Annotated in this window: 28 protein-coding genes; 13 read left to right on the top strand and 15 right to left on the bottom strand. The window is 66.4% G+C overall.

Annotation, left to right across the window (positions count from 1 at the left end):
* From ACFQS1_RS31790 to ACFQS1_RS31760, 7 genes are all read right to left on the bottom strand, one after another.
* Positions 1 to 1,081: tyrosine-type recombinase/integrase (locus tag ACFQS1_RS31790; protein WP_378975553.1), on the bottom strand; the 1,081-nt coding region annotated here is incomplete at its 3' end.
* Between the two features lie 3 nt (positions 1,082 to 1,084).
* Positions 1,085 to 1,294, bottom strand: coding sequence for a helix-turn-helix transcriptional regulator (locus ACFQS1_RS31785; RefSeq protein WP_378975551.1), 210 nt, complete (start codon positions 1,292 to 1,294; stop codon positions 1,085 to 1,087).
* 343 nt (positions 1,295 to 1,637) lie between these two features.
* A complete protein-coding gene (locus ACFQS1_RS31780) occupies positions 1,638 to 3,317 on the bottom strand; it encodes an FtsK/SpoIIIE domain-containing protein (RefSeq protein WP_378975549.1) in 1,680 nt (559 codons plus the stop codon).
* A gap of 59 nt (positions 3,318 to 3,376) precedes the next feature.
* Positions 3,377 to 3,697, bottom strand: a complete 321-nt coding sequence (locus tag ACFQS1_RS31775) for a hypothetical protein (RefSeq protein WP_378975547.1) — start codon at positions 3,695 to 3,697, stop codon at positions 3,377 to 3,379.
* Positions 3,694 to 4,368 (bottom strand): DUF2637 domain-containing protein, encoded by a 675-nt coding sequence (locus ACFQS1_RS31770; protein WP_378975545.1) that lies wholly within the window; start codon positions 4,366 to 4,368, stop codon positions 3,694 to 3,696. The genes ACFQS1_RS31775 and ACFQS1_RS31770 overlap by 4 nt, the downstream gene beginning before the upstream one ends.
* Position 4,369: 1 nt before the next feature.
* Positions 4,370 to 4,564, bottom strand: coding sequence for a hypothetical protein (locus tag ACFQS1_RS31765; protein WP_378975543.1), 195 nt, complete (start codon positions 4,562 to 4,564; stop codon positions 4,370 to 4,372).
* On the bottom strand, positions 4,561 to 4,770 hold the full coding sequence (locus tag ACFQS1_RS31760; protein ID WP_378975541.1) for a hypothetical protein: 210 nt from the start codon (positions 4,768 to 4,770) through the stop codon (positions 4,561 to 4,563). Before ACFQS1_RS31760 ends, ACFQS1_RS31765 begins: the two co-directional genes overlap by 4 nt.
* 150 nt (positions 4,771 to 4,920) lie before the next feature.
* On the opposite strand from ACFQS1_RS31760, the gene ACFQS1_RS31755 reads away from it, so the two are divergent.
* The 3 genes from ACFQS1_RS31755 to ACFQS1_RS31745 are packed head-to-tail and all read left to right on the top strand — an operon-like array spanning position 4,921 to position 6,581.
* The gene (locus ACFQS1_RS31755) at positions 4,921 to 5,652 is read left to right on the top strand and encodes a helix-turn-helix domain-containing protein (RefSeq protein ID WP_378975539.1); all 732 of its coding nucleotides are present in this window, start codon (positions 4,921 to 4,923) and stop codon (positions 5,650 to 5,652) included.
* 7 nt (positions 5,653 to 5,659) lie between these two features.
* The gene (locus ACFQS1_RS31750; RefSeq protein WP_378975537.1) at positions 5,660 to 6,136 is read left to right on the top strand and encodes an NUDIX hydrolase; all 477 of its coding nucleotides are present in this window, start codon (positions 5,660 to 5,662) and stop codon (positions 6,134 to 6,136) included.
* Positions 6,129 to 6,581, top strand: coding sequence for a hypothetical protein (locus tag ACFQS1_RS31745; protein ID WP_378975535.1), 453 nt, complete (start codon positions 6,129 to 6,131; stop codon positions 6,579 to 6,581). The genes ACFQS1_RS31750 and ACFQS1_RS31745 overlap by 8 nt, the downstream gene beginning before the upstream one ends.
* A gap of 2 nt (positions 6,582 to 6,583) precedes the next feature.
* Here ACFQS1_RS31745 and ACFQS1_RS31740 read toward each other — a convergent pair whose 3' ends face one another.
* Positions 6,584 to 7,132, bottom strand: coding sequence for an HD domain-containing protein (locus tag ACFQS1_RS31740; protein ID WP_378975533.1), 549 nt, complete (start codon positions 7,130 to 7,132; stop codon positions 6,584 to 6,586).
* Between the two features lie 395 nt (positions 7,133 to 7,527).
* Here ACFQS1_RS31740 and ACFQS1_RS31735 point away from each other — a divergent pair, with 395 nt between their 5' ends.
* The 5 genes from ACFQS1_RS31735 to ACFQS1_RS31715 all read left to right on the top strand — a co-directional run bounded on the left by ACFQS1_RS31735 (position 7,528) and on the right by ACFQS1_RS31715 (position 10,232).
* A complete protein-coding gene (locus ACFQS1_RS31735) occupies positions 7,528 to 8,256 on the top strand; it encodes a phospholipase D-like domain-containing protein (protein WP_378975531.1) in 729 nt (242 codons plus the stop codon).
* A 277-nt stretch (positions 8,257 to 8,533) separates the two neighbouring features.
* Positions 8,534 to 8,851 (top strand): hypothetical protein, encoded by a 318-nt coding sequence (locus ACFQS1_RS31730; RefSeq protein ID WP_378975529.1) that lies wholly within the window; start codon positions 8,534 to 8,536, stop codon positions 8,849 to 8,851.
* Positions 8,848 to 9,180, top strand: coding sequence for a hypothetical protein (locus ACFQS1_RS31725; RefSeq protein WP_378975527.1), 333 nt, complete (start codon positions 8,848 to 8,850; stop codon positions 9,178 to 9,180). Before ACFQS1_RS31730 ends, ACFQS1_RS31725 begins: the two co-directional genes overlap by 4 nt.
* 22 nt (positions 9,181 to 9,202) lie before the next feature.
* On the top strand, positions 9,203 to 9,922 hold the full coding sequence (locus ACFQS1_RS31720) for a hypothetical protein (protein WP_378975525.1): 720 nt from the start codon (positions 9,203 to 9,205) through the stop codon (positions 9,920 to 9,922).
* 4 nt (positions 9,923 to 9,926) lie between these two features.
* Positions 9,927 to 10,232 (top strand): hypothetical protein, encoded by a 306-nt coding sequence (locus ACFQS1_RS31715; RefSeq protein ID WP_378975523.1) that lies wholly within the window; start codon positions 9,927 to 9,929, stop codon positions 10,230 to 10,232.
* A 226-nt stretch (positions 10,233 to 10,458) separates the two neighbouring features.
* Here the strand turns inward: ACFQS1_RS31715 and ACFQS1_RS31710 are convergent, their stop codons facing one another.
* Entirely contained in the window at positions 10,459 to 13,761 is a 3,303-nt protein-coding gene (locus ACFQS1_RS31710) for a type ISP restriction/modification enzyme (RefSeq protein ID WP_378975565.1), read from the bottom strand.
* Positions 13,762 to 14,245: 484 nt separating this feature from the next.
* Here ACFQS1_RS31710 and ACFQS1_RS31705 point away from each other — a divergent pair, with 484 nt between their 5' ends.
* Positions 14,246 to 14,644 (top strand): NUDIX hydrolase, encoded by a 399-nt coding sequence (locus ACFQS1_RS31705; RefSeq protein ID WP_378975521.1) that lies wholly within the window; start codon positions 14,246 to 14,248, stop codon positions 14,642 to 14,644.
* Between the two features lie 339 nt (positions 14,645 to 14,983).
* Here the strand turns inward: ACFQS1_RS31705 and ACFQS1_RS31700 are convergent, their stop codons facing one another.
* Together ACFQS1_RS31700 and ACFQS1_RS31695 are read right to left on the bottom strand one after the other, a co-directional pair.
* Complete coding sequence (locus ACFQS1_RS31700; protein WP_378975519.1) at positions 14,984 to 16,255, bottom strand: DUF6880 family protein; 1,272 nt, start codon at positions 16,253 to 16,255, stop codon at positions 14,984 to 14,986.
* Positions 16,256 to 16,552: 297 nt separating this feature from the next.
* Entirely contained in the window at positions 16,553 to 17,473 is a 921-nt protein-coding gene (locus ACFQS1_RS31695) for a phosphotransferase (protein WP_378975517.1), read from the bottom strand.
* A 64-nt stretch (positions 17,474 to 17,537) separates the two neighbouring features.
* Between ACFQS1_RS31695 and ACFQS1_RS31690 the strand changes: the two genes are divergently transcribed.
* Complete coding sequence (locus ACFQS1_RS31690; protein WP_378975515.1) at positions 17,538 to 17,927, top strand: nuclear transport factor 2 family protein; 390 nt, start codon at positions 17,538 to 17,540, stop codon at positions 17,925 to 17,927.
* 15 nt (positions 17,928 to 17,942) lie between these two features.
* Here the strand turns inward: ACFQS1_RS31690 and ACFQS1_RS31685 are convergent, their stop codons facing one another.
* Positions 17,943 to 20,360: a transglycosylase domain-containing protein gene (locus ACFQS1_RS31685; protein ID WP_378975513.1), complete on the bottom strand. Its 2,418-nt coding sequence runs from the start codon at positions 20,358 to 20,360 to the stop codon at positions 17,943 to 17,945.
* Between the two features lie 300 nt (positions 20,361 to 20,660).
* On the opposite strand from ACFQS1_RS31685, the gene ACFQS1_RS31680 reads away from it, so the two are divergent.
* The gene (locus ACFQS1_RS31680; protein ID WP_378975511.1) at positions 20,661 to 20,963 is read left to right on the top strand and encodes a WhiB family transcriptional regulator; all 303 of its coding nucleotides are present in this window, start codon (positions 20,661 to 20,663) and stop codon (positions 20,961 to 20,963) included.
* Positions 20,964 to 21,036: 73 nt separating this feature from the next.
* On the opposite strand, the gene bagB is transcribed toward ACFQS1_RS31680, so the two are convergent.
* From bagB to ACFQS1_RS31665, 3 genes are read right to left on the bottom strand one after another with little or no spacing between them, the layout of a single operon-like run.
* Complete coding sequence (gene bagB / locus ACFQS1_RS31675) at positions 21,037 to 22,197, bottom strand: ArsA family ATPase (protein ID WP_378975509.1); 1,161 nt, start codon at positions 22,195 to 22,197, stop codon at positions 21,037 to 21,039.
* Positions 22,198 to 22,216: 19 nt separating this feature from the next.
* A complete protein-coding gene (bagA, locus tag ACFQS1_RS31670) occupies positions 22,217 to 23,173 on the bottom strand; it encodes an ATPase BagA (RefSeq protein WP_378975507.1) in 957 nt (318 codons plus the stop codon).
* A 23-nt stretch (positions 23,174 to 23,196) separates the two neighbouring features.
* Entirely contained in the window at positions 23,197 to 24,186 is a 990-nt protein-coding gene (locus ACFQS1_RS31665) for an Rv0361 family membrane protein (protein ID WP_378975505.1), read from the bottom strand.
* Between the two features lie 109 nt (positions 24,187 to 24,295).
* On the opposite strand from ACFQS1_RS31665, the gene ACFQS1_RS31660 reads away from it, so the two are divergent.
* Both ACFQS1_RS31660 and ACFQS1_RS31655 read left to right on the top strand, forming a co-directional pair.
* A complete protein-coding gene (locus ACFQS1_RS31660) occupies positions 24,296 to 24,451 on the top strand; it encodes a DUF4177 domain-containing protein (protein WP_378975503.1) in 156 nt (51 codons plus the stop codon).
* On the top strand, positions 24,448 to 24,933 hold the full coding sequence (locus tag ACFQS1_RS31655) for a RidA family protein (protein WP_378975501.1): 486 nt from the start codon (positions 24,448 to 24,450) through the stop codon (positions 24,931 to 24,933). Before ACFQS1_RS31660 ends, ACFQS1_RS31655 begins: the two co-directional genes overlap by 4 nt.
* Positions 24,934 to 24,965 lie beyond the last annotated feature (32 nt).

Here is a 24,965-nt window from a genome sequence, read left to right as displayed (position 1 = left end):
CCTCCAACACCCCCACCTCAACAACCTCGACCTGGGCATCCCCACCGACGACTAGACCCAACCCCAAGATCAGCATCTGGGCACGTTCACGCGTACTTACCTGGGCACATTCACCAGTACGCCGACACCACTGACGTCGCACGTTCTGTGGAGACAGCCAGGTCCCCCGCCGTGAGGCGAAGATCGCGTCGTAGGGGTTGTCGCTGGCGGTGAGCTTTCGGGCCATGAGCATCCCAATCGCGAAACCGGGCAGGATGACAGTCCGGTAGCCGGCGTCGGTCTTGGTCCACTCCTGTCGAAAGAACCCCTTGCCTTTGACGTAAACGACGGTGCCGCAGATGGTCACGGTCGCCTGCGCGGCGGTGAGATCTACGTCTTCCCAGCGCAGCGCCAGGACCTCGCCTATGCGGGCACCGGTGGCAAGCAGGAGATCAACGATGTCGGCCAGGTCTCCGGTGTGCCGAGGTCCTGGCTTGCCAGGCGTCGGCTGCTGCCATCTGCGGATGGCTGCGCGGACTCCTTCGAGTTGCTCCGTGTCGAGAGCTACCACCGTGCGGCGCGGCTTGCGGAGTCGCCCGGTGTCGCGGACAGGATTGGTCGTGAGCGCGCCTCGGCGTGTGGCCAAGGCGAACATTTGGCTGAGGACAACCTTCGCGCCCTTGGCGGCCGACGGACGGTCCTTGGCTACCTCGCGCAGGAACTTGTCTAGGCGGCCGACGGTGGCCTCCCGCACCCGCAGGTTCCCGAGGGCTGGCAGGATTGCGGTCCGCAGGCTCGTTCGGTACCTGTCCATGGTCTGCGGCGTGACGCGTTCCTCCGCAAGGATCTCGTCGAGCCACAACTCGGCCAGCTTGCTGACGAAGGTCTCCCGTGTGATCTCGTCATCGTTCGGGGTGGCCCGGTCGCGCATCCTGGCCTTCAGCGCGCGGATGGCGGCCGGACCGGTGACGTCGGTGGCCTCCACGTCGCGAACTCTGCCGTCGTAGTCTCGGAACCGGGCTCGGGCGCAGAACCGGTTGTTACCGAGCGTCTCGGTGCGGATATTGCCGTAGGTCCCGATCGGCAGGGAAGGCCGCGCCATGGCTCACCGCTCCGGATCGGTCTGGGAGTCAAGCCAGCGTTCGATCTCGCTGCGTCGATAGCGCAGGGTGTTGCCGACTCGGATGGCGCGAGGTCCCTTGCCCCGGCTGTGCCAGGCGTAAAGGGTGTTCTTCGGCTTGCCCAGCCAGGTGGCCACGTCATCGATGGTCAGAAGCGGATCAGGTCGCCATCCCGCGGCGGGTGAAGTGCTCATCGCCGGCCTGCCGAGTCGGACAAGCGGAGTCGCCGGAGCGCGTAGAGCGAGCATGAACTCGATTCTCGCCAGCGCGGCTGGTGATTCACCAGGGCGGCGCGGTGGCCGGGTTCGCGCGAGGGACGTCTAGGGACGACTTGAGCTGCGCTTCCCTGAGAGTCCGGCGTCCATGACGTACGTATGCTGCGATTTCTCCCCCCGGCGGTCGAGCCAATCGTGGTGATCGTTAAGCCTCCCTTCTGTCGATAAGTGATGTCGGCGCCAGCGTCCGTCCGTTGTCCGTCCGCGCGCTGACATGCGCAGACGCACGCGAGGCGGACGGACGTCCGCGCGGACGATCGGGTCATGCTCGCCAGCGCCCGCGGGTGACTTGCCGGACGCGGCCGGTGGCCGCGAGCGCCTGAAGTCGGTCGTAGATCCAGGTGCGGCCCATGCCCGTCGCGTCGATCAGTTCGGGGATGGTCAGGCCGGCGTCGGGCGCTTGGTCGAGTGCCGTCTTGAGAATCTGTTCGGGATCATCGGCAGCCTTGGCTGGCGGTTCGAGCGCGCGGGATTGCCGATCGATGGCGGCTCGGGACAGCGGGTCGAGGTCGGGTCGGTGATCGGCGTATCGGGCGGCGGTTTCCCGCACATGGTCGTCGGTGACGAGGTAGGCGCGAGCGCGGCGCGGTTGGTTGTGTCCGTCGGCGAGGACGTAGAACTTGCCCGGGGCATCGAGCGTGTGCGCGTGCCAGCCGACGGCGAGCATGCCCTTGTCCAAGATGAGATCGACGTCGCGGCGCTCCCGGACTCGCAGACAGACGCGAACGCTCATCTGCGAGCGGAGCACGCCGCCTCCCATGGCCTTCTGCGTCGGCCGTTGAGTTGCGGCGAGCAAGTCAACCGCGACAGCACGACCTCGGCGAGCTACAGATTCGGCGCGCGGGACGGCGGCCGGCGCCGTGTCCGCGAGTTCGGCATATTCGTCGATGACGATGACCAGTGCTGGAGCATTCGGTGTGGGCGCCCAGACGCGGGTGTTGTCGTGGCTGGATGCGTAGGCGCGAGCGTCAAGGATGGCAACGGCATCCGCGAGTAGCGCGGTGGCCTCGTCCGGGGTGGTCGCGAGCCGCGCGAGGCAGGGTGCCCAAGGCCGCAGTTCCATGCCGCCTTTGAGGTCGATGCCCCAGAGGACGACATCGGGGCAGGCGGCGAGGTTGCCGAGAATGACGTTGAGGACGCCGCTCTTACCCGAGTCGGTGGTGCCGCCGATCAAGGCGTGTCGCCGCAGGAGCGGAACCCGAACGGTGGTTGCGTCTTCGAAGACGCCGAGTTGTATGGGGTCGGCGAGGGATCGGGCGGTGGGGCCGGGCCAGGGGATGGCGCCGGCGTGCGGGTCGACGGCCAGGACGCGCATCGTGCAGCGGCCGGCGTGTGCCGGGTCCTGCTCGACGCGGACGGCGCCGGGTCGCGTACCCAATGCTGACTCGATAGCCGGCACCCGCGCCACCACGTCGGTGACACTCTGCCCCGGGCGCAGCTTCATGCGAGCACGCCAGCCCCAGGTGTCCACGACGGCCGACATGATCCGCGAGCCGTCCAGTCCGATCGCTTCCGCGAGGTCGGGCCACGCGTGGATGACGCGGTCGACGCTGACGCGTGCTCGGCGGCGCCGGTGCGCCCACCAGGGCACGCCGAGCCCGACGATGGCCACGACGAGCATGGTGTGCAGCGGTCTCTGGCCGGGGCCAAGGGCCGTCGCAGCGGTGAGCCAGCCGCCCGCGACGGTGGTGGCAATCGCGGCGTACACGCGTTCCTCGGCGCGGGTGGCGCCCCAGGGCATGCCGCGCAGTCCGGCCGCCAGCGCAGCGACGGCCGTAAGGATTGCGACCAACGGCCAGGCGTCGGGATGCGTGCGGTGCAGCATGAGTGCGCCGATGTCCAGCGCGACGCCGACAGTAATCGGGGCGAGTTCGGACCGCCACCGGAACAGGGCTCGGCCGATCGCGGCCACGGCGAGGATGATGAGCGGTTCGTCTGGCACGAGCAGGAACGGTTGCGGGTGGCGGCGGCTCCATCGGCGGTGTCGACGTCCGTAGGCCCTCATGCGGCGAGTTCGCCGTCCTCGGGTGGAGTCCAAGCGCGGTGCTCGGCGACGGCATCACGTACGTATGCCAGCGGGTCCGGCTCGCCGTCGTGATCGGCGGCGAGGGCGGCGCGGGCGGCGGCGAGCAGGTCGGCGAAGTCCCACCGGGTGCGGCTGAGCAGCCGGGCCAGGCGGTCCACTTCGGCGATCAGGACGGGGATGTCGTCGATGGAGGTCCAAATGGCGACCGGCGTGTACAGGTTTCGGGCAGCGCGTAGGTGGGTGAGGACGGCCTCCTGGTCGACGGTGGGGCGCGGGATGCGCGGTTCGTTGGTCATGGTTGGGGTGATGCCTCCTTTCGGTCGGTGGTCTGGGTGCTCTCGGCGGCGAGGCGTCGCCGCAACTCGGTTGCTTTGGGTCCGGCGATCCGCAGAGCCGAGCGCAGGCCATCTCGGCTGATGGGGCGCCCGTCGTGTGTTGCTCGGTGCCGTGCATCGGCCTCGCGGGCGGCGTTGAGGAGGTCGGCGTCGGTCCGGGTCCGGACCTCGGTACGGGGCTCGGGACGGTCCTCGGCGGGAGGTGCTGGCGAGGGATCGGGCGTCGCGACAGTGGTGAGCGCGTGCAGGTGGGCAGTGAGTCCGAGGACGGCGGCCGGTACGGCGCCGACGAGGACGACGATCGGCCAGGAGATCGCGACGAGTCCGGTGGCGATCAGGTGGTAGCCAGCGTTGCCGACGATGCTCGTGGCGATCGCGCCGATCGCGTTGGCCCTGGCAAAACTTCGGGCTCGGTCGGTGCCGAGCGTGCCGGCCAGCCACACCCGGGCCGAGGTCATCGCGTACGCGTCGATGGTTACGGGTAGCAGCCAGGCGAGTCGATCGGGCCAGCCGGCGACCTGGGCGAGACCGCGTAGGCCGGCGAAGCTGGCCACCGCGGCGGAGATCGCGGCAACGGTCATGCCGACGATCACCCACCAGTCGCGCCGTGCTGCGATCACTGGATCGGGCACGTCAGAGATCCAGTCCGGCAACGAACCGAGCCAGAGCGTGCAGGCCGAGGCCGATGTTCGGGCCGATGGACGCCGACGCCAGGTAGTAGCCGAACGCCGCGCAGATGGCGGCCTGCCAAAGCGGCAGCCGGGCGTATCGCCAGAGCAGAAAGACGAAGACGCCGAGGAGGATGACAGCGGATATGGAGACTGTCATGCGTTCCCACCGTCGCGCTGCTCGTTGCGCCGGGCGCGGTGCGTACGGATGCCTTTGTCGACGCCGCCGTGGCCACCGCGCGGCTGGTGCCGGCGGTTCCAACGCGTCCGGGCGACGCATTTGCGGCATAGCGTCGGGTGCTCCGGCCCGAGCTGCGCGCCGCACGGGCAAGTCGGGGTCTCGGTGGTGAAGTGCTGGTTGTCCATTGTGGGCTCCTTTCGAGTCGCGGATGTGCTACGAAGCGATCGATAGGAGTTGACCAGCACAGTACGGGACGTGATGACCTCGTCGCTGGACGTGTCGAAGATGTCTCGCCTATGTTGGTCAGGCTGCCAGGACGTCCTGACGGGAAGACGATGCCGAACGAGCGACTACGCACCGCGATGTTGGAACGAGGACTCACGCCTACGGCCCTCGCGGAAGCGCTCAACGTCGACCCGAAGAGCGTCGAGCGGTGGATCAACGGCAGGACGCCGTACCGGCGTCACCGGTACGCGGTGGCCGCTCAGCTCGGGGTCGACGAGGTCTATCTGTGGCCGGACGCGCTTAGCGCGGACCAGGTGGCCAGCGCCAGCGAAAGCGAGATCATCAACATCTACCCGCACCGGTGGACGGTGCCGTCCGAACTGTGGCGCAACTTCTTCGGCAATGCCGAGCAGGAGATCGGCGTGCTGGTGTACAGCGGGCTCTTCCTGTCCGAGGATGCCGGCGCCCAACGCATCTTCCGGGAGAAGGCCGATGCGGGCGCGCGAGTGCGCATTATGCTCGGCGACCCGGACGCTGAGCCGGTGGCGCAGCGCGCCGTCGATGAAGGCATCGAGAGCCTCGCCGGGAAGATCAAGAACGCCCTCGTGATGTACCGGCCGCTGTTCGGGGTCGACCGCATCGAGTTCCGGCTTCACCGGACCGTCCTCTACAACTCGATCTACCGTGCCGATGACCAACTACTGATCAACACCCACATCTACGGCGCCCCAGCGTCCCAGGCGCCGGTGTTCCACCTGCGGCGTGTCGCTGGCGGGGGCATGGTCACGACGTACTTGGACAGCTTTGAGCAAGTGTGGGACAGCGCGACTCCGATGGACTGAGGTGGCCGTGGGACGGCGCATCGACTTCTACAACGATCCGGCCGCGCCGAAGGCGAACAGCGTCGTACCTTCGGCCAACGTCGTCGTGGTCAACGATGAGGGCCATATCTTGCTCATTCGCCGGTCGGACAACGACAACTGGGCGCTTCCGGGCGGCGGTATGGATCTCGGCGAGTCGCTGCCGGACACGGCGGTTCGCGAGACCGCCGAGGAGACCGGCATTGACGTCGAGGTGACCGGCCTCGTCGGCATCTACACCGATCCTCGGCACGTCATCCTGTACACGAGCAACAACGAAGCTCGGCAGGAGTTCTCCGTCGTTTTCACCGCGCGGCCGGTCGGCGGAACGCCGCAGACGAGCGACGAATCAACCGAGGTCCGTTGGGTGGAGCCGGAGCAGATCGAGGCACTGCCGATGGACCGGTCTATGCGCATGCGCGTGAACCACTACCTCACCGCACCGCAGAGCATTCACCTTGGGTAGCGACGCGATCAGCACCGCAGCCGACATCTTCTCCGCCGTCGGAACCGTCGGCGCCTTCCTCGTCGGGTTCATCCTTCTGCGCCAGGAGCACCGCCGCGAGGCCGGTCGAACGGAAGACGAGCGGCGCGCCCAGGCCGAGCGAATCAGCGCGTGGGTGGAACTCATCCGCACCGTCGACGGCGGCCGTCAAGTCGCCTTCCACGTACACAACGCCAGCGACATGCCGATCTACGAGGTCGAGCTCCCGATCCCGGCCCGGCTGGAGGAAGACGCCGGCTCAGAGTTCGTCGGCCTCGTTCCGCCGGGCCGGACCATCCAGCGTTCCGCCCCCGCTGACTGGCTGCGCACATACGTCGAACCGGAGCCTGTCCAGATCGAGTTCTTGGACAGTGCTGGCCGGCGGTGGAGCCGCGACGAGCAGGGGTCGCTCTCCCGCACGGACTGATGTCAGCCCGCGGCCAGCGCCGCCGTGACCGCCCGAACCGATTTGATGATCAGCGGACTGGCTTCGCGGATCGACTCGGCGATCAGGTCGCCGTCACCGTAGCGGGCGAGGATTTCGGCGAGGCGCGTTTCCACCTCGGTTGGCGCGCCAGTCGGCGTTGTCGTCATGTCGGCATACGTGATCGCGTCGCCTAACAGGCCTATGACCGGCGGAAACTCGTCCGTCAGTTGCTCGGACAGGCCCCGGTTCCGTGCTTCGATGAACGCGCACGAGTGATGGGCGACCAGCCGGCAGACCAGATCATCGGCATGGGCGACGTCGCGGAGATAGCGGGCGCCATCGAGCTGATGCATACCGGTCTCGACAAGATCGGGTGCGTAGCCGACGTCATGCAACCAAGCGGCCGAGACCAGCGCCGAGGCGTCCTCCCCGACGAGGTGCGCTATCGATTCCGCCTTCCTGCCCACGCCCTGACTGTGTGACCAACGAAGCGGGATCGAATCGGCCAACAACCGGCGCGCGAGGTCACGGGCACGTTCGATCTGCTCCACATGATCAGGCTAAAGGAACGTGCCATGCCCTGTACGACCTGCTACTGGTACCTATTGCCCTCCCTCGTCGCACCGAGCGCGACCAAAGCGGCAAGTCGATCCGCCACTGACGGCGCGATGTCTCCGAGGCGTACTACCGCAACGCCGTGACGGCCGACTGTGTCGTGCATGCCGGGGAACTCTTGACCAACGTCGAATCCTGCGTTTTCCAGGGCCAGCGCCAGGCGATCCGCTGCAGTCCGCGCCGGGCCTTCGTCTGTCGTCATGCCGTCCCCCTCGTCAGGATCACTCGGCCAGAGTCTTCATCCGAGGTGACGCAACGTGAACCGCAGCGTGGGGACGTCTTGGGACTTCTTCGCTAAGATGGTTGCCTCGCCAACGATCGGAGTCGTTGCGTGAACCCTCCTCTCGCCCGCGCTCTACGAGGTGCCGGGATCGACACCATCGATGTCGCGGCACGCCTCGGTGTCGATCCGAAGACCGTGCAGCGGTGGATGGCCGGTCGCATGCCTTACCCCCGGCACCGCGACGCTCTGGCTCGCCTGACGGGCTGGTCGCCGCACGACCTGTGGCCTGCGTTGCCTCGGCCGGTCGAGCCGGCGACGCAACGCGACGAGGTAATGATCGTTTACCCCCATCGGTCGGCTGTTCCGCCCGACTCTTGGTCGCGCCTATTCGGCCAGGCGCAGCAGGAGATCGACATCCTTGCCTACAGCGCTCTCTTCCTCGCCGAAGATATTGAGATCTCGTCCCTGCTACGCAGCAAAGCGGAGGCTGGGGTGCGAGTGAGAATCGCACTGGGCGAGCCCGCCGGTAAGCACATCGCCGATCGTGGCGGAGAAGAACACATCGGCGACGGTATGAGCGCTCGCATCCGTACGGCGCTGATTGGACTCCGCCCAGTCGTGGCGGCGGGCGCCGAGCTGCGGCTCCACGACACAGTGCTCTACAACTCGATCTACCGCGCCGACGACGAGCTACTCGTCAACACACAGGTCCATGGACATCCGGCATCGCACGCTCCCGTCCTGCATCTGCGGCGGCGAAGCGCGGAAGGCATGGCGACCACCTACCTCGACTCCTTCGAGCGGGTCTGGGCGACGGGCCGCGAATCCAAGGCGTGAGAAGCCTAGACGGGCAACCCGGCCGCACACGGCTCTGACAACGCGCACGACCGGGGCCTCTGGTCGCCGGTGTCCCAATGCCTTCGCGATCTGGATACCGGCTGCTCTCGACATTGCCGGGTGTACGGGAAGATCAGAACTCCGATTCCGGAGACGTCCTGTCACGTCTAGTCGTCCCGTCTCGCCGGTCATTGATCAAACCCTCTGGGTGTGGATCTACCGTCGGGCGCTCCTCTGCTACGGTCGGGTCGGATCCGTAGCGGAAGGGTGGCAAGCTGTGACGCGGACGGCGATCGAGATCCGCCGATGGTTCGGCAAAGTGGCGTTGCTGCTCGCTGGGCTCTGGGTGGTCGTACTGGTCGCATTAGTCGCGGGCATCGCTCAGGGTGGCTCCGTGCCAGTGCTGAACCTGGTTCTTGGAGTGCTGCCGGCCGTCGCGTTCGTGCCCGCGACCTACTTCGCGATCGGCTTGCACCGCACGGACGACCCAGAGCAGATCAACAAGTTCTGGCCGTGGGCGCTCGGGCTCGCGATCGCCGGGATGGTCCTGCTCATCGGCAGCGCCTACGGCTTGTACCGCGTGGAGCAGTCATGAGTTTCCAGGTCAACCCGTCAGACATCCGCGCCTACGCCGCGAAGCTATTGACCTCGTACGACGACGTCAGCGACGCGAAGACATACGCGCACGCCAACGGCGACTTCTCCTTCCATCAGACAGGCATCATTGGCCTGCTCGCCGGAGGTCACCACCGGCTGATGGACGACCTGGATGCCATGCTCGGTCATCTTCAAGTCGTACTCAGCAAGTCCAACGAAGCACTGATCAGTACAGCCGCAACGTATGAGAGCACCGACCAGCAGGCGGCGGCGAGGGTGGACGCTACCTACCCCGAGACTGTTCGGCCTGCGGCGACGGTGGATTGACCGCTGAGACGGGGGCAGCACCGTGACGAAGGCGACGCAGTACCTGATGGCGCCGGGCGAGCCGGACGACAGCGTGACCAACGGGTTCGTCAACCCGGTCGACATCTTCAACTACCTCAGCCCATCGGCATGGGTGAACAACATCGTCGCGAATACGACCGGAGTGGACATCTTCGGCTACGCGACCGACACGTTTACCGGCGAGTGGGATGCGCTGTACAAGTTCGGCGACGCGCTCACGAGCCTCGCGCAATGCTTGCAACAGATCGGCATCGATATCCAGCGCGGGATGCTCGAACTTGACCAGGGTTGGAGCGGCAACGCCGAGAACTCGGCGTACATGTATTTCAGCAACCTCGCCGCCGCGGTCAGCGGCCAACAAGCCGCCTTTCGACAAGCCGCGGACGGTTACCACACGGCTGCCAAAGGGGCGTGGCAGCTCTCCAACCAGCTCGGCAATATCCTTCAGGCCATCGCCGACAAGGCGATTTTGATCGGCATCTCGGCCGCCGCGGGCACCGCCACCGCGGAGACCGGCGTCGGCGCGATCGTCGGATACGGCGTAGCTGGGTATCAAGCACTTCAGCTGCTCGAACTGGTCAACAAGGCCTCAACGATCATCAACACCGCGGGGTCGGTCATTGCAGCCGCGTTCGGCGGCGGCATGGACGCCTTCAACCAGGGCATCAACCTCTCCGCGGTTCCCCTGCCGTCGACGCCGTACACACAGCCCGGAGCGTAAGCGCGTGACCGACGATCCGATCGATCGCGACCTTGCGGAGATGGCTGGCAACCCGCGCGTTGCGGCCGAAATCAAGCACCACCTTCAGCGCCTCAGCCGCGGAGTCGGTGGCCCGGAGCTTGCTGAGATGGCGAGTGACCTGCTCGACGGCCGAACCAGCTTGCGTGAGGTGGGTAAGAGCGAGGTTTACGCCGACCAGTTTGCTGCCGCAACCCGCCGCTTCCTCAACTGGTACAACGAATTGACGCCCGAAGAGTGCGAGGAACTGAACCGCAAGGCACAGGAAGAGTTCGGAGTCGACGAGGGTTAGTAGTTCACTTCGGGTCCCGAACGGTCCAGTAACCGTCGACCCTTAGCGCGGGTTGACCTACCTTGCCTGTGCGATCATCCCGGGTGAGCGGTAGCGCAGCTGGGTCACGAAGCTCGGTGCTGAGTGCCGCCGGTGGGAATAACTCCCACCGCCGCGCGGACTAACGAACTGATCAATGCGTCGGCTCTGGGTGGTGTTCTCGCCGGCCACGTGATCTGCTGCAAGGTCAAGTAAGTCTACCTTCTGGATCATTGTCGAAGATCTCGGTAGCCGCCGCATCTAACGGAAGAACCGATGCATCCTCGAGATCGCAGGTACCTATAAGAGGCCCTGCGACAATGTCAGCAAGTAGCGCTTCCTGTCCCTCTTCGAGCACGACGCAGCGTTCAAGAGTTGCGATTAGGAGGCGCAACTCCTCGGTCGTAGATCTAGACCAAACGGTTGCGTTGATCCGATCGAGATCCGTGCCCTTGGAAGGAAATCTAGGATTGGATTTCCTATAGTCAAACCAGTGTCTAATTACTGGCATGCCATTTACCGAATAGTCCCAGACTCTGCGACTCACCCCTTCGATCCGACCGGCGCCGACCTTTAGAGCGTGTTCTTCATCGTCGTAGGAAATCGAATCGGGCATGCCGTCTTGTCGGCCGGGAATCGGCACAGCAATTCTCGGCTTCACGATACTGCTGTTCCACGCTTCAACCCATTCCGTCGAAGCCTTGAGATCGCGTTCACCAAACGTGTGGAGCCAAATCACTTGCTTGCCGACCTCGACGGCACGGTTCCATAGATCTCGAGACGCAGTAAGTGGGACCCTGACCCCAGGCTGGCGCAGTTGCTCCGCGAAGCGACGTGTAAAACCGGCATGTGCGATAACCGCTGCGACGTACGCCATCGTGTCTTCGTCTTGTACGCCCACCCCCAATCTGCGGGCCAGAAACTCTCTGAGCCCGGGCGCGACATTGGGAATTTTTCCTAGCGGATCCCTAAAAAGTGGAATCGTGCGACCGCCGCTGTTGCCCTGATAATGATCTACATCTGGCACAAGTGCTGTAAATACTGCCGCCGGCCCTCCAGAAATTGGGTGACGCAGCTGAGTCACCAGAAACGCCTGTCGGTCGTTATGGATGCGCCAAAGATCGTCCCGCAGGCGATCGATAACCCGCTTGTCAGCTATCAGATGTTGCCGATCGAAGCTCCGGAAGCCGTAACGACTCAATCGCGGCACGAGAGACTGTTCCCTCTCAATGGGTGGCGCAGGGTCCCACTCGCCCGGGAAAGCAAACATGGACTTTCCTATCGTCCGGCAATCGGTCTCCTTCATCAATTGTCCCTTGTCTACCCGATCCGCGGAGACTAGAGCTCGCCAACGCTCCACCAATACTTCCTCTTCGGGGGCGTGAACCCAAGTTCTATTGGGAGTCACACCCGTCGACGTAAAGGGAAGCAGATCAATGATGGAAGGAAAGTCGGTCCAAGCTCCACTCTGAATTGGCCGTAGCGGCATGGTCCACCCGCTTGGGCAATCGAACCAAGTGCCACTATTTAGACCTACCTGCGCAAGTCCCGCGAACTTCTCGGCTTGCTCGCCCTTAAGCCGGATGTATTGGATTAATGCCGGAGTATCTAGTGCAGGGCGCGATCGTCGCGCGAATATGGCAATGCAGACGGGGTGAGGCACACCGGGGAAGACACGCGTCCGGGCATTCGACCAATGGCCCTCCGGCGACATATCTATAATCCAGCCGAAGTCAGCCTTTTTTCTGATGTAGCGTCGCATCCCTGCGAAACCTGGACCGTCCAGAAAAGCATCCGTGGTGATAAATGCCACGATTCCTGCTGAGTTATCTGGGGTAGATTCGAATGCTTTCCACAAGGCCCAACGCCAGAAGTAGATGGCCAAATCGTGAAGCTTATATTCTTGCCCCCCGTTGTTGGGCTCACGGAAGTCGTCGAGGAGTGACTTACGTCCCTGATTCTTGGCGAGTATCCACTTCGCGTACTTCTTTGCCTTGGCCCGGTAAGGCGGATTTCCGATCACAACCATAACAGGTTCGCTGGTTTTGACCTCGTTCGCAGAACGACGGGAGTCTGCTAGCGGGGCATAAACCCTGGCCCGTACCGGGAGAGGCAACTTGTTAGGGTCATCAAGCGTATCTGCAACGTATAGCCGCATGTCTTCATCTTTAGCTTCGGCGTTGTGTGCCTCCAAAGCCTGGTCTAGCTTGAGCTCAGCGACGGCATAGGGCCCGATCTGTCTTTCGAATCCGACAAGGCGTTTGAGAAGATCACGCAGTGCTGCGGGGATATCGCCCCCTTCGCGCTGAGTTACGTCAGCGACCCGTTCGACGGTACTCTGTAGGAATGTGCCGGTTCCCATCGCGGGATCAAGGACGACGACTTGTTGGTCGGCGAGGCCCCCGTGAACATGCAGACGCTCGACAAGGACGTTGTCTACAAAACGCGTCATAAAATCCGCCACGGCACTTGGCGTGTAGTAGGCGCCGGTCTTCCGGCGAATGACCGGATCGTAGGCCTCCAAGAATTCCTCGTACAGCCAGTGATATGTCCCGGAGGCTGGCCACGTCGTCCAGTCGGCGACGCCAATCACGCGACGCATGGTCTGGAGAACGATGCTGCGCTCTTCAATGCTGGAACCGCGGTCGGGTCGTGCAGTGAGGATTGACAGCGCTCGCCCTACTAGCAGGTGACGCTTCGCGAGTCGCTCGCCGATATCAGGTATCTCCAAACCTTCAAATAGTACGCCTTCGCGCCGAGCCAGCATCAGACCGAAGGTGATTGTCTGGGCATACGCGTCGACGAACTCATCTTCCGTTAAATCGGGAAACAGCCACTCCTGCCAGTCGGCAAGGTGTTCCGAGAAGAACGCTCGCGCAAAACCGCGCCGTTCGTCCGAAAGTGCATCCGTCACCTCGTCGCGAAGTAGTTGACAGAGCCCCGCGGCAATCTTGATCAGGTCCCTCAAGTCGCGAGGCGGGCTCGGCTTCCAGTACAGAAAGTCCTTCAGCACGGCGGCGAACTTCCCATCCGCGGGCCGGAGCCGTGATCCCGCCCGAGCAAGGTCCCCGTCGAGGACCGCAATCTCGCCACGCTGGCCATAGTGATAGACGGCCCAGTTCGATCCGTCCGTGTACAGCACATTAGGGAGCAACTTGAGCTTGTCCCATTGCGCACGGTCTCGCGCCTTGCCCCATCGCGCCGCTCCGGGTACTCCCATGCCTGGCGCTTTTAATTCGACGACGCCGACCCGTGCGCCGGCGACGTCGACCGCGAGATCAGGTCGCGCACCAAGCGTTCGGTCCGTAGCTTCGCGATGGGTCAGTACATCAAGCTTTAGTAGTTTTGCCACGTCCGCCAGGAGGTTCTCCACCGCAGCGGTCAAGTTCGCTTCTGACTGTCCGACGCGTGCCCTGAGCAACGGGCCGACTGTTGCGCCGAACTTCGCTACTGCCTGCTCCACCTGCGAGGGCAACTGAGCGGCCGATCCACTTCCGCGTCTTCGAGTCATCGCCACGCCTTCCGATGTAGCAGAGCCGACAGGCGCGCCTGCTCACGTGACGGGCACGCTCTGCACGCGAGCGGACACGTCTTGTAGTTGCCAGGATGAACGAAACCCCTGAGGACTTCAATAGATGGCGGCCACTCCAACTGGCGAGCCGTCCGGGAGCAGCGCGTAGGCAGTGCGCGGTGGCATGGGCCGCAGTCTCGTAAGGGTCGTTGCAATCGCCTGCCGCGCCGCCGAGCCGGCGGGCAGGCAGGGGCGGCCCCGTCGTGGAGCCTCTTATGGAGCGGACTCCGGGAGCCGGTGAGTGTAGAGGGCGCCCAAGACATCGGCTAGCCCGCATAGCTGCAGGGCACGGCGGACGCAAGGATTTTCAGAGGGAAGTGACACTAGCCTTGCCCCTACTCTGTTAAGGAGGCGGACTTCGCTGCTCGGGGCGGTCGTTCTACGAGATGAAGTTATTGCCGAGAAGGGACGGCGAGCTGAATCTATGAAGGACAGTCATCTTCCCGTGTCGGCGGCCGTGATCGTTCATGACGGTCGGGTCTTGTTAGTTCGTCGACGCGTGGAGGAGGGTCGGCTGTCGTGGCAGTTACCCGCCGGAAAGGTGGAGCCAGGCGAGTCTGCCGATTTCGCCGCCGTCCGTGAGACCTTGGAGGAGGCGGGCCTTGTCGTTCGAGCGATTCACCATCTGGGCGAACGAGTGCACCCTGACACCGGGCGCGCCATGGTCTACGTAGCCTGCGAGGTCGTAGCCGGCACGGCGCTCGTAGCCGATCGTGATGAGATAGCAGAGGTGGCCTGGTGCGATCGCGCTGCACTTGCTGCTTATGTTCCATACCCGCTGTATGGTCCAGTGCAGGATTACATCGACCGCGGGCTCCGCTGATCATCTCTATCCTGCCCGGCGTCGGCCTCGTATGGCCGCGGTTGGGCGGCCCCCGCGATGCCCTCGTTTACCCCCCGAAAACTCCTGTCGACAGTCGATAAGCGGTGACAAATCATGACCAACGCTCGCGCGCCTTTTCGCAGACCATGGGCAGTCTTGACGGTCAATGACTAATCAGTGAGAGCGACGGTCGGCAAGAAGAGGCCGTCGGTTCAAATCCGGCCACCCCGACCAAAGAGCAGTGCAGGTCAGGGCCGGTCTTCCGCTTCAGGGAGTCGGCCCTGCCCGCTTCTGCGGGCAGTTCTGAAGAAGTTCCTGCCGCGGGCTTCCGGAGGGGATTTACGGGAGATCGGCCTGGTCGAACTCACGTTGAAGTCGGGGTCGGCGGCGGTGCTCCTCGCGCAGGGTCTTGATGAGATTGTCGACCTCGGTCGCGCGATCTGTCCCGGCGGTCAGCCGCCGCATTCGGCGCAGGCGGCGGGCCGCGTGCTTGTAGGCGTGGGCGTCGGTGTTGCGTAGGTCGGCGAGGACGAGGTCGCGCAGCACCGGGAGTACACCGATCGGATCGATGTGTTCGTATGCGTCGGCGAGATCGTTCCAGGTGTTGGTGTCGGTCAGCTCGAGGTTGTTCGCCAGCGTCCAGGCCAGTTCCGGATCTTCGAGGTGGTGCAGGGCGAAGATCACCGCCTCGCGCGGTGATCGGGAGAGTGTGTCGATCACCTCGTTGTGGTGGGCCGGCCAGGCGTGACCGGTCGCCCGGCGTAGCTGCTGCGCGGTCGAGGAGGACGGCCAGCGGCGGAACACCTCCAGTCGGGCCGCGATTTCGGTGTCGGGCCGGTGCTGGGCAAGTAGGTCGCACCAGTACCGGGCGGCGGCCAGCGACTGGTGGCCGCCATCGAAATCGGCGGCCTGTTTGGCCCAGCCGATGGCCAGGTCGAACTCGCCGATCTCGGCGAGAGCTGCCGCGGTGTCGTGCAGCCAGGCGGCCACCTTCCAGTCCCGGGAGTGGGTGGCGACGATCGCGTCGATGTCGCGGTCGACCACCGCGAGCCGGCGGGCGTTGTGATCCAGAAGGAACCGAGTGTGGTGGGCGTGCGCTGCCTGCCGCCACAGCTCCGGGTCGGCGAAGCGATCCTGCTCCACTGGCTTCGGTCCGAGTTCGTCGGAGATCTCGGCGAGCTTGGCCCGGTAGAGCGCCAGTCCGGCCGGTCCCAGGGCCTCGGCATAGTCGGCGACATCGATGGTGAAGAAATCCTGAGTTCCGTCGAACTGGAACTTGATCATCCAGGCGGCCAGCTTCGCCGCCGGCGGGCGGGCTTTTGCCGCGGTGTCGGCGTGCAGGTCGAGCAGGTCACGGATCGCATCGCCGATGATCCCGCTGGAGTCGTCGGCACGCAGAATCACCCGTACGGCCGAAGCCACCGCCTTCTCCACGACCGGCAACAGCGCTGCCGGATCCGATGAGCCGGCCTCGGCCCGCAGCAGGGCCACCGCCTCGTGCATCTGGCGGCCATGGGCGTTGGCAGCGCCCCGCCGGTGCAGATCCGCCCTTGTTCTGATCAACCCGAGCGCGACGTCACCCAGTTTCCCGTCTCGAAGGCCACCGCTCATGACCGCGATTATTGCCAGCCCGAATGCCGCGCGAGTGCCCGACCCCAGCTGCGCGCCGCCGTCCGGCGCGTGGAGGGTCGGCGAAGCGGGGACAAGCCCGTGGGCCGATGATCCACGTTTGACCTTGTACGGCGAGCGTCGTGTGGGCCTCGGATATCGCCCGCAGTGGGGCATTTTGCCCACCTGCACGACACTGCCGCACTCCTGTCGTACAGCCCTGTCGTACAGCCCTGTGTTTGCGGTACGCAGTCTCATCGCTGCGGTACAAGTCGCCTTTATGGCGTTGTCTGTTGAGAGCTATGCATTCGCCAGGCGGAGGCGCTCTGCTGCCTGCGACCGCAGGGCGTCGGCGCCCACTGCGCTGTAGCCGCACAATGCCATCTCTCGAGCGTTGTACGCGGCCATCCACAAGCTGGCCGCCCACGCCACCTCCAGCTCCACCGCCGTGAACGAGCGCCCTCGAAAGTCCTGATAGGCCGCCAGGAAGGTCTCGGAGCTCTCTATCGGCGCCAAGGTGGGTGGGCCGTCGCTGGCGAACGAACCGCTCGCCGCTCCCACCAGCGCGGCCTCTGGCTGCCATGCCAGGCTGTCCCAGTCGTGCACCGTCCGCACCTGTGGGCCGTCCCACCGCAGGTTCTGGGCCTCGAAGTCGGCGTGGCCCAGCATGCACGGCAACGCGGCGGAGAGCAGTTTTCGGCGGGCCCGCTCGGCGGTGTCAACGATGTGGGCGGGGACGACGGCCTGGTCGCGGCGGTCAAGGAAGTCGATCGCGGGCCAAAGGCCCGGATCGGTGTGGTCCCAGCGCACCCAAGGCGGATTCGGCAGCGGTGGGGCGACGGCCACGGCGGCCAGCTCGGCCATCAGCCGGGCGAAAACCTCGGCGCAGCGCGTGGCTATTGCCGATGAGTCGCCGTGCAGAGGCTCGCCGCCGGGGCGATATTCCTCGGCGTGTACGGCGAGTGCACCGATGCTGACCACGGGGGTGAGCGGACGTGCACACGGAAAGCCGCGCTCGGCCATCTGGGCCTGCGCCGCGACGCACGACGCGGCCCGGTCCTCGTCGGGGCGTGCCTTGATGACCACTTCCCGGCCGTCGGTGAGCCGCAGACCCAACACGATCGAGACCTGGTCCGACCGGAACAGGACGTCGGCGGGCTCGCCGGCCAGATGGTCCAGGCACCATGCCGGCCACCAAGCCGGCAACTCATCCAACGGCACACTCGAGACTGTGCCACGCGGCGCAAGGTTCACCAGTGGAAGGGGTCTGAGTATGACGTTGTCGGTGGAAGACAGGCTGGCCGTGCACGAGCTCATCTCGCTGCACGGCCATCTCATGGACAGCGGCGCGTTCGAGCGGATGGATGAGCTGTTCTCCGCCGACGTCGTCTACGACCTCTCGGCGTTCGGGAGCGGCGAGCTGCACGGGTACGAGGCGATCACCGAGGCGAGCCTGGCGCTGGGCAGCGGCAACCCGGTGGGGCATCACGTCACGAACATATGTGTGAGCGAGGACGTGGACGGCACGGTGCGGGTGCGGTCGAAGGGGATCGGGATCTACGCGGACGGCCGGGTGGGAAGCGTTGTCTACGAGGACGTGGTGCGCAAGGAACCCGGCGGATGGCGGATCGCCTATCGCAAGGTGATCCTCCGCCGGGTTCCGCTGCAGCCGTAGCGAAGAAGAGCAGCGTCAGCGCCTACCGGGCTTCGTGGGCTTGGTGGGCGGGCCCTGCGGCTGGTCGGGCGTCTCGGGCTGCTCCGCCTTCTTGCCGTTGCTCTTCTCGATGACCACGACGCCGCCCTTGATGGTGCGGCCGCTCGGGTTGGTGCCGGCCGCGGTGCCCGGCGGGCACTTCGAGTCGACCTCGCCGCCCACCGAGACGTCGAAGCCGGCGCCCTCCAGGCGGCTGCGGGCGCTGTCGATCGAGTCGCAGGTGACGTCGGGGATCGAGCGCTGGTCGCCGGTGGCGATCTTGTCGTCGCCGGGGGTCTTGAACTGGACCTTGGGCTTGCCCTTCATGTAGTCGTCCAGGGTGTTCCAGACCGCGGGGTTGACGATGGCGTGGGACATGCGGTCGGAGTGGTTCTGGTAGTCCGGGTTGACCAGGTATCCCGCCACGACCAGCGAGGTGGTGCCGGCGATCAGGGCGGCGGTCTTGTCGTGGTCGGTGGTGCCGGTCTTGCCGAAGACGGGATGGCCCACCACGCCCCGCGTCTGCGGTGCGGTGGCGCCGTGGCACTGGCCGAGCTGGGCCGAGTCGCCGACCGGGCAGCGGGCCGCGTCCAAGGCGGCGCGGGCCACATCTTTGCTGGTGGCGCGGATGCAGTGGGACTTGCCGATGTCGAGCTTCTCGTTGTCCTGGGTGGCGATCTGCTCGATCGGGGTGGGCTCGCAGTACATGCCGTCGCCGGCCAGCGTCGCGTACGCGTTGGCCATGTCCAGCGGGGTCGAGGCGGACACGCCGAGCGTGAACGCGCCCCACTGGTTGGCGCGGCCGGGCGAAGCCAGGTCGGCGTCCTCCTTGACCCGGAACTGCACGCCGAAGCGCTTGGCCACGGCCACCACGTTCTCGGCGCCGACCCGCTCCTCGAGCGGGACGAAGAACGTGTTCACCGACTTACCGAAGCCGGTCCACATGTTGTAGACGCCGGCCTCGCCCTCGCCGGCGTTGCCGGGACACCAGAAGTGGGTGCCGGAGCAGGCGGACGGGTTGCTCGGGTTGATGATGTATCCCGATTTGTACTGCTTGGGGGCGTTGATGGTGTAGCTCAGCGGATAGCCCTTCTCCAGGGCCGCCACCATGGTGAACATCTTGAACACCGAGCCCGCTTGGTACCCGGTGATGTCGCCGCCGCCGGTGAGCAGCGGGTTCGTCGTGTTCGGGTACGTGCCCCGGATGCCCTTCTTGGCCTTGCGCGGGTCCGAGGAGATCTCGTTCTTCGGGTGCGCCGGGTCGTCGAGCTTGTACTTGCGGTTGGCCGCGAGCGCGCGCACCTTGCCGCTGCCCGGCTCGACCGCCGCGATCAGCAGGGCGTTCTTGTTCTTGTCGCCGATCTTGTCGGTGATGTTGGCCCGGGCCGCGCTCTGCGCCTTGATGTCGAGCGTGGTGGTGATGCGGTAGCCACCGCTCTTGAGGCGCCGCTCCCGGTCGTACTGGGTCTCGCCGAACTCCTCGCGCCCCATCCACCAGCGGTAGAAGTAGTCGCAGAAGAAGCCCCACGCGTTCTTGGCGACCGAGACGCAGCCGTTGCCGACCGGCTTGACCTTGGTCGGGAGCTTCTCCTTGACGGCCTTGTCGGCCTCGGCCTGGGTGATGGCGCCCATCTCGACCATGCCGGGGATCACGTAGTTGTTCCGGCGCTGCAGGATCTGGTCGTACCCCTCCTTGGTGGTGGGGTTGAAGCTGGTCGGCGCCTTGACGATGCCGGCCAGCATCGCGGCCTCGCCGATCGTCAGGTCCTTGGGCTTCTTGTTGAAGTAGACCTGGCTGGCGGCGAAGACCCCGTACGCCTGGTTGCCGAAGGGCGCGATGTTCAGGTAGCGCTCGAGGATCTGCTCCTTGGAGAGCTCCTTCTCCACCTGCAGCGCGTACTTCATCTCGGTGATCTTGCGCTTGGGCGTGTCCTTGGTGGCGTCCACGACCTCCTGCGGGTTGGTCGCCGAGTACGCCAGCGACATGCGGACCCACTGCATGGTGATCGTCGACGCGCCCTGCTTGGACTTGCCGTTGTTGTTGTTGACGAAGGCCCGGGCCACGCCCTTCAGGTCGACGCCGTTGTGGTGGTAGAACTCCCGGTCCTCGGCCGCGACGATGCCCGCGGTCATGTACTTCGAGATGTCCTTGAGCGGCACGTCGCTGCGGAACTCGTCGTAGAACTGCGAGATCTGCGTCTTGTTGTCGGACGCGTAGATCCGGGTGATCTGCGGCGAACTGAAGTCTTTGAGCTCGCTGGGCAGATTGGCGAACGTCTCGCCGCCGGCCTTGGCGGCCAGCCCCGACATGGCGGCGGCCGGGAAAGCCGCGGCCGCGACGACGACGCCGGCGAGTAATCCGCAGATCAGCAACGACGTCGCGTTGGCGAAGATGTTGTGATCGCGTCTGCGCATCCAGGAGGTCACCTGAGCAGGGTACGCGAAGGGCACACGCGATCGCCCGTCGAGAAGCCCACGGGTCGCCCAGATTGATTGTGCTACTACCCGGGCACTCCGCGCTGCCCCTTCTCGGATCCGATGACTTCCGAAAAGCCCCGGTACACCCGAGCTATGGGTATTTGAGGGACAACGTTGCGTAATCACCCGACTACGGAGCATGATGGTCCGGCGAGCTGTCGCACGACGTCTGCACTGCTTGGGGGACATAGGCAGGGTGGACGTCAGGGGGTGAACCGCAAGGGGGGACGTGTACAGATGGGGATGATCAGCGACTGGCCCAGCATGGCGGCGTGTCAGAGTGGCGACCCTGACGCGCTGTTCGTGCAGGGCGCCGAGCAGAACGTGGCGAAGAGGATTTGCCGCAGCTGCCCGGTTCGCTATGAATGCCTCGCCGATGCCCTGGACAACCGGATCGAGTTCGGTGTGTGGGGCGGCATGACGGAACGGGAGCGGCGTGCTCTGCTGCGTCGCCACCCGCAGGTGGCGAGCTGGCGGAAGATGTTCGAGGCCGCGCTGAAGGAGAAGAGCGCCGACAAGGTCCTCGTCCCGACCCGCTGATCACGCGATCGCCCCGCACATCGGCCCCGGAGGGGCGATCGCCCGCGGAGCGAAGCGGAGCCAGCTAGCAGAGTCATCGGCCCCGCAGGGGCGATTGCCCGCGGAGCGAAGCGGAGCCGGCCAGCAGAGCGCCGATCGTTCGCAGCCCGTCGACGTCGTGGACGTCGGCGGGCTGTGCCGTGATCGAGGCGGCCGGAACGTCGGGGAACGCGTCGGTGAAGGTGGCGGCCACGCCGACCTCCCGCTCGATCTGCTGCATCAGGGCGGCGTGGATGCGCAACGCGTCCGCCGTCATGGCGTGCTCCGGCGGCAGCGCGTCGGCCGCGGCGATGCTGTCGGCGGCCGGCAGGGACGAGATGTCCGAGCGGTGCATCCGGTTGAGGACCAGGCCGGCGAGCGGCATCCGCTCCGCGACAAGTCGCTCCGCGAAATACGCGGCCTCCCGGACCGCGTCCCGCTCCGGCGCGGCGACCAGCAGGAACGCGGTCTGCGGGTCTTGCAGGATCCGGTACGTCTCATCGGCGCGCTGCCGGAATCCGCCGAACATCGAGTCGAGCGCCGCCACGAAGCCCGACAGATCGGTCAGCAGCTGGGCGCCGAGGACCTTTTGCACGGTGCGGGAGAACAGCCCGAACGACGCCGTGACCAGGCTGAACATGCTCTTGCCGGAGCGCGCCGGGGCGAGCAGCAAGCGCAGCATGCGGCCGTCGAGGAAGCGGGACAGGCGGGCCGGCGCGTCCAGGAAGTCGAGCGCCGAGCGGGACGGCGGGGTGTCCACCACGATCAGATCCCACTCGTCGGTGGCGCGCAGCTGGCCCAGCTTCTCCATCGCCATGTACTCCTGCGTGCCGGCGAAGGTGGAGCTCATGGCCTGGTAGAACGGGTTCGCGAAGATCTCGGCGGCACGCTGCGGGGTGGTGTGCTGCTGCACCACCTCGTCGAAGGTGCGCTTCATGTCGAGCATCATGGCGTGCAGCTCGCCGCCGTTCTCGGCGTCGATGCCCTTGACCTGGCGCGGGGTGTTGTCGAGCTCGCTGAGGCCCATCGACTGGGCCAGCCGGCGGGCCGGGTCGATGGTGAGCACGACGGTGCGGCGGCCGTGCACCTCGGAAGCGCGCAGCCCGAGCGCGGCGGCGGTGGTGGTCTTGCCCACCCCGCCGGCGCCGCAGCACACGACGATCCGGATGGCCGGATCCGCGAGGAGACGGTCGACGTCGAGAGGTTGTGCCACCACTACTCCAGGTTAATCACGGTCAGGCCCGCATCAGTTCGCGTGCGAGCTCGTCCAGGCCGGCGCGGTCGGCGCCGCCGGGCAGCAGCGGAAGCTCGATCGTCGGGCGCCCGGCCTCGGCCAGCTCGCCGCGCAGCGTTTCCTCGAGCTCGCGCCGGGTCAGGTATGCCTTCGCCTCGGCGGCCAGGCCGTTGACCGTCGCCGCCTCGGTCGGCAGGCCCGCGTCGGCCAGGCCGCGCTTGAGCTCGGCCTTGGTCACCTTGCCGGCGGTGAGCAGCGCCGGGCGGGCGCCGTTGACGATGATCCGGCCGAGTGAGATGTTCAGCGCCCGCAGCTCGGCGATCGCGTCCAGGGTCTCCTGCACCGGCATCTCCTCGAGCAGGGTGACCACGTGCACCGCGGTGATCGGGGAGCGCAGCAGCGACGCGACGCCCTCGCTCTGCGTCTTGATCGGGCCCATCTTGGTGAGCTTGGCCGTTTCGGCCGTGACGTTGAGGAACCGGCCGATCCGGCCGGTGGGCGGGGCGTCGAGCACCACGGCGTCGTAGACCCGGCGGCCGTCGTGCGACCGGGTGGTCGACTCCTTCACCTTGCCGGTGAGCAGGACGTCGCGCAGGCCGGGCGCGATCGTGGTGGCGAAGTCGATGGCGCCCACCTTGCGCAGGGCCCGGCCGGCCGCGCCCAGGTGGTAGAACATGTCGAGGTATTCCAGCAGGGCCTCCTCGGCGTCCACGGCCAGCGCGCGCACCTCGCCGCCGCCGGGCACCTGAGCGATCCGGAGCTCCTTGTACGGCAGCGGCGCCACCTCGAACAGCTGGGCGATGCCCTGCCGGCCCTCCACCTCGACCAGCAGCGTGCGCCGCCCGCCCGCGGCCAGCCCGAGCGCCAGCGCGGCGGCCACCGTGGTCTTGCCGGTGCCGCCCTTGCCGGTCACGACGTGCAGCCGCGCCGGCCATCTGCTGTTGACGTGCTCGCCCATGCCCACAACGGTACGGCGGGTCGTCAGCCGGACACCTCGCAGACCAGCCAGCCCGTCTTGCGGATCACGGTGAACTCGAGGTCTTGCCCGGCCGTCTTCTCGTCGCCGGTGGACATGGTGATCCGCACCGAGACCCGCGCCCGGTCGGCGTCGGAGCTGGACACGGCCGGCTCGTCCCAGCGGTAGACCGGGTTCTGGTACCCCTCGGAGTACGCCCGGATCTCATCGACCCGGTCGGCGAGCTTGTTCCGATCGCGCGCCTGCCGGCAGACCAGGTCGTCGGCGGCGGTCGCGTCCCGCTGGGTGTAGACCGCGGTCAGGAAGCGGTCGACCGCGGTCGCCGGGTCGGGCGAGCCGGGGTTGTCGGCGTCGCGGAGCAGCAGATACGCCGAGGTGGCCCCCCCGGCGCAGAGCAACAGGGTGGCGGCGAGCGCGAGGGAGACCCAGAGGCCGCCGCGCTTGCCCTTGGCCGGGGCGGGCGGCGCCTGCCAGGGTTGTTGCGGCCCCGACCAGATCGGCTCCGGCTCCTGGCCGGGCGCGGAGTCGGGCGAGACGGCGTGGCCGGGCGCGGAGTAGGGCGAGGCGGCGTGGCCGTGCGAGGCGGCGTGCCAGCCCATGGACTCCGGCGGCCGGGTCTGCCACTGCCCCGGCGCCTCGTGCGCGGCGTGCCATGGCGTAGTGGCCGGAATCACCTGGGTGTGCTCGGCCACCAGCGAGGGCGCGACCGCCGGCATGGAGGCGGTCGGTGCCTCGTCGGCGAACGTGCCGGCCGGCGGCCACTGCCTCGCGTGCGGGTCCGGCGACGCGTCGATGAATGACGCGGTCGGGTCGGCCGCGGCGGAAACAAAGGCGGTAGGAACCGGATCAGCAGGAACAAAAGGGGCGCCGAACGCGTGCGGCGGTTCGGGCGGGATCGGGTCGTCGGGCGGGATCGGCTGCGGCGGCTCGGGGTCGGGCGAGGGCACCGGCACGGGCTCCGGATGACCCGGGTGGCCGCCCTGCGGGTGCGTCATGTCGCCCTCCAAGATCTCCGCTACGAGCGCTTGGCGTCAGCCTAGCCAAGCGGGACCTGGCGCGGGCCCTAAGCTGACCCGGTAGCCGACGATTAGGGAGTATGCAGGGATGCAGAAGTGGGAGTACGTGACCGTGCCCCTGCTGGTCCACGCGACCAAGCAGATCCTCGACAACTGGGGCGAGGACGGCTGGGAGCTCGTCCAGGTCGTTCCCGGTCCCAACCCGGAGCAGCTGATCGCTTACATGAAGCGGCCGAAGCCGTGACCACCCCGGTCGCCGGGGAGGGCGGCGTCGACGCCTACGCCAAGCTGGCCGAGCTCGGCATCACTTTGCCGCCCGTGGTGCCCCCGCTGGCTGCCTATCTCCCGGCCGTTCAGTCCGGCGATCACGTGTACGTCTCGGGTCAGCTGCCCCTGGTCGACGGCAAGCTGCCGCTCACCGGCAAGGTCGGCGCCGAGGTCACCGCGGAGCAGGGCGCCGAGCTGGCCCGCACCTGCGCGGTGAACGTGCTGGCCGCGGTCGAGGCGCTGGTCGGCCTGGGCCGGGTCGTCAAGATCGTGAAGGTGTCCGGTTTCGTGGCGTCGGCGCCCGGCTTCACCGGCCAGCCCGCCGTCGTCAACGGCGCGTCCAACCTCTTCGGCGAGGTCTTCGGCGAGCAGGGCCGGCACGCGCGCAGCGCCGTCGGCGTGGCCGAGCTCCCGCTGGGCGCCCCGGTCGAGGTCGAGGCCATCGTCGAGGTCGCGTAACGGCGGGGCTCGTAAAAGCTCGCCGGGTTAGT

The sequence above is a fragment of the Paractinoplanes rhizophilus genome, from assembly GCF_042664765.1.
GTDB lineage: Bacteria > Actinomycetota > Actinomycetes > Mycobacteriales > Micromonosporaceae > Actinoplanes > Actinoplanes rhizophilus.
Note: the sequence above shows the minus strand (reverse complement) of the source record. Positions and strands in the feature narration are given on the sequence as shown.

Bases quoted from the DNA above. Each gene is read 5' to 3' on its own strand.
- ACFQS1_RS31725 (WP_378975527.1), top strand. From the start codon at position 8,848: ATGAGTTTCCAGGTCAACCCGTCAGACATCCGCGCCTACGCCGCGAAG.
- ACFQS1_RS31660 (WP_378975503.1), top strand. From the start codon at position 24,296: ATGCAGAAGTGGGAGTACGTGACCGTGCCCCTGCTGGTCCACGCGACC.
- ACFQS1_RS31765 (WP_378975543.1), bottom strand. From the start codon at position 4,564: ATGACAGTCTCCATATCCGCTGTCATCCTCCTCGGCGTCTTCGTCTTT.
- ACFQS1_RS31665 (WP_378975505.1), bottom strand. From the start codon at position 24,186: ATGACGCACCCGCAGGGCGGCCACCCGGGTCATCCGGAGCCCGTGCCG.
- ACFQS1_RS31705 (WP_378975521.1), top strand. From the start codon at position 14,246: ATGAAGGACAGTCATCTTCCCGTGTCGGCGGCCGTGATCGTTCATGAC.
- ACFQS1_RS31760 (WP_378975541.1), bottom strand. From the start codon at position 4,770: ATGGACAACCAGCACTTCACCACCGAGACCCCGACTTGCCCGTGCGGC.
- ACFQS1_RS31710 (WP_378975565.1), bottom strand. From the start codon at position 13,761: ATGACTCGAAGACGCGGAAGTGGATCGGCCGCTCAGTTGCCCTCGCAG.
- ACFQS1_RS31685 (WP_378975513.1), bottom strand. From the start codon at position 20,360: ATGCGCAGACGCGATCACAACATCTTCGCCAACGCGACGTCGTTGCTG.
- ACFQS1_RS31775 (WP_378975547.1), bottom strand. From the start codon at position 3,697: ATGACCAACGAACCGCGCATCCCGCGCCCCACCGTCGACCAGGAGGCC.
- ACFQS1_RS31680 (WP_378975511.1), top strand. From the start codon at position 20,661: ATGGGGATGATCAGCGACTGGCCCAGCATGGCGGCGTGTCAGAGTGGC.
- bagA (WP_378975507.1), bottom strand. From the start codon at position 23,173: ATGGGCGAGCACGTCAACAGCAGATGGCCGGCGCGGCTGCACGTCGTG.
- ACFQS1_RS31785 (WP_378975551.1), bottom strand. From the start codon at position 1,294: ATGAGCACTTCACCCGCCGCGGGATGGCGACCTGATCCGCTTCTGACC.
- ACFQS1_RS31755 (WP_378975539.1), top strand. From the start codon at position 4,921: ATGCCGAACGAGCGACTACGCACCGCGATGTTGGAACGAGGACTCACG.
- ACFQS1_RS31700 (WP_378975519.1), bottom strand. From the start codon at position 16,255: ATGAGCGGTGGCCTTCGAGACGGGAAACTGGGTGACGTCGCGCTCGGG.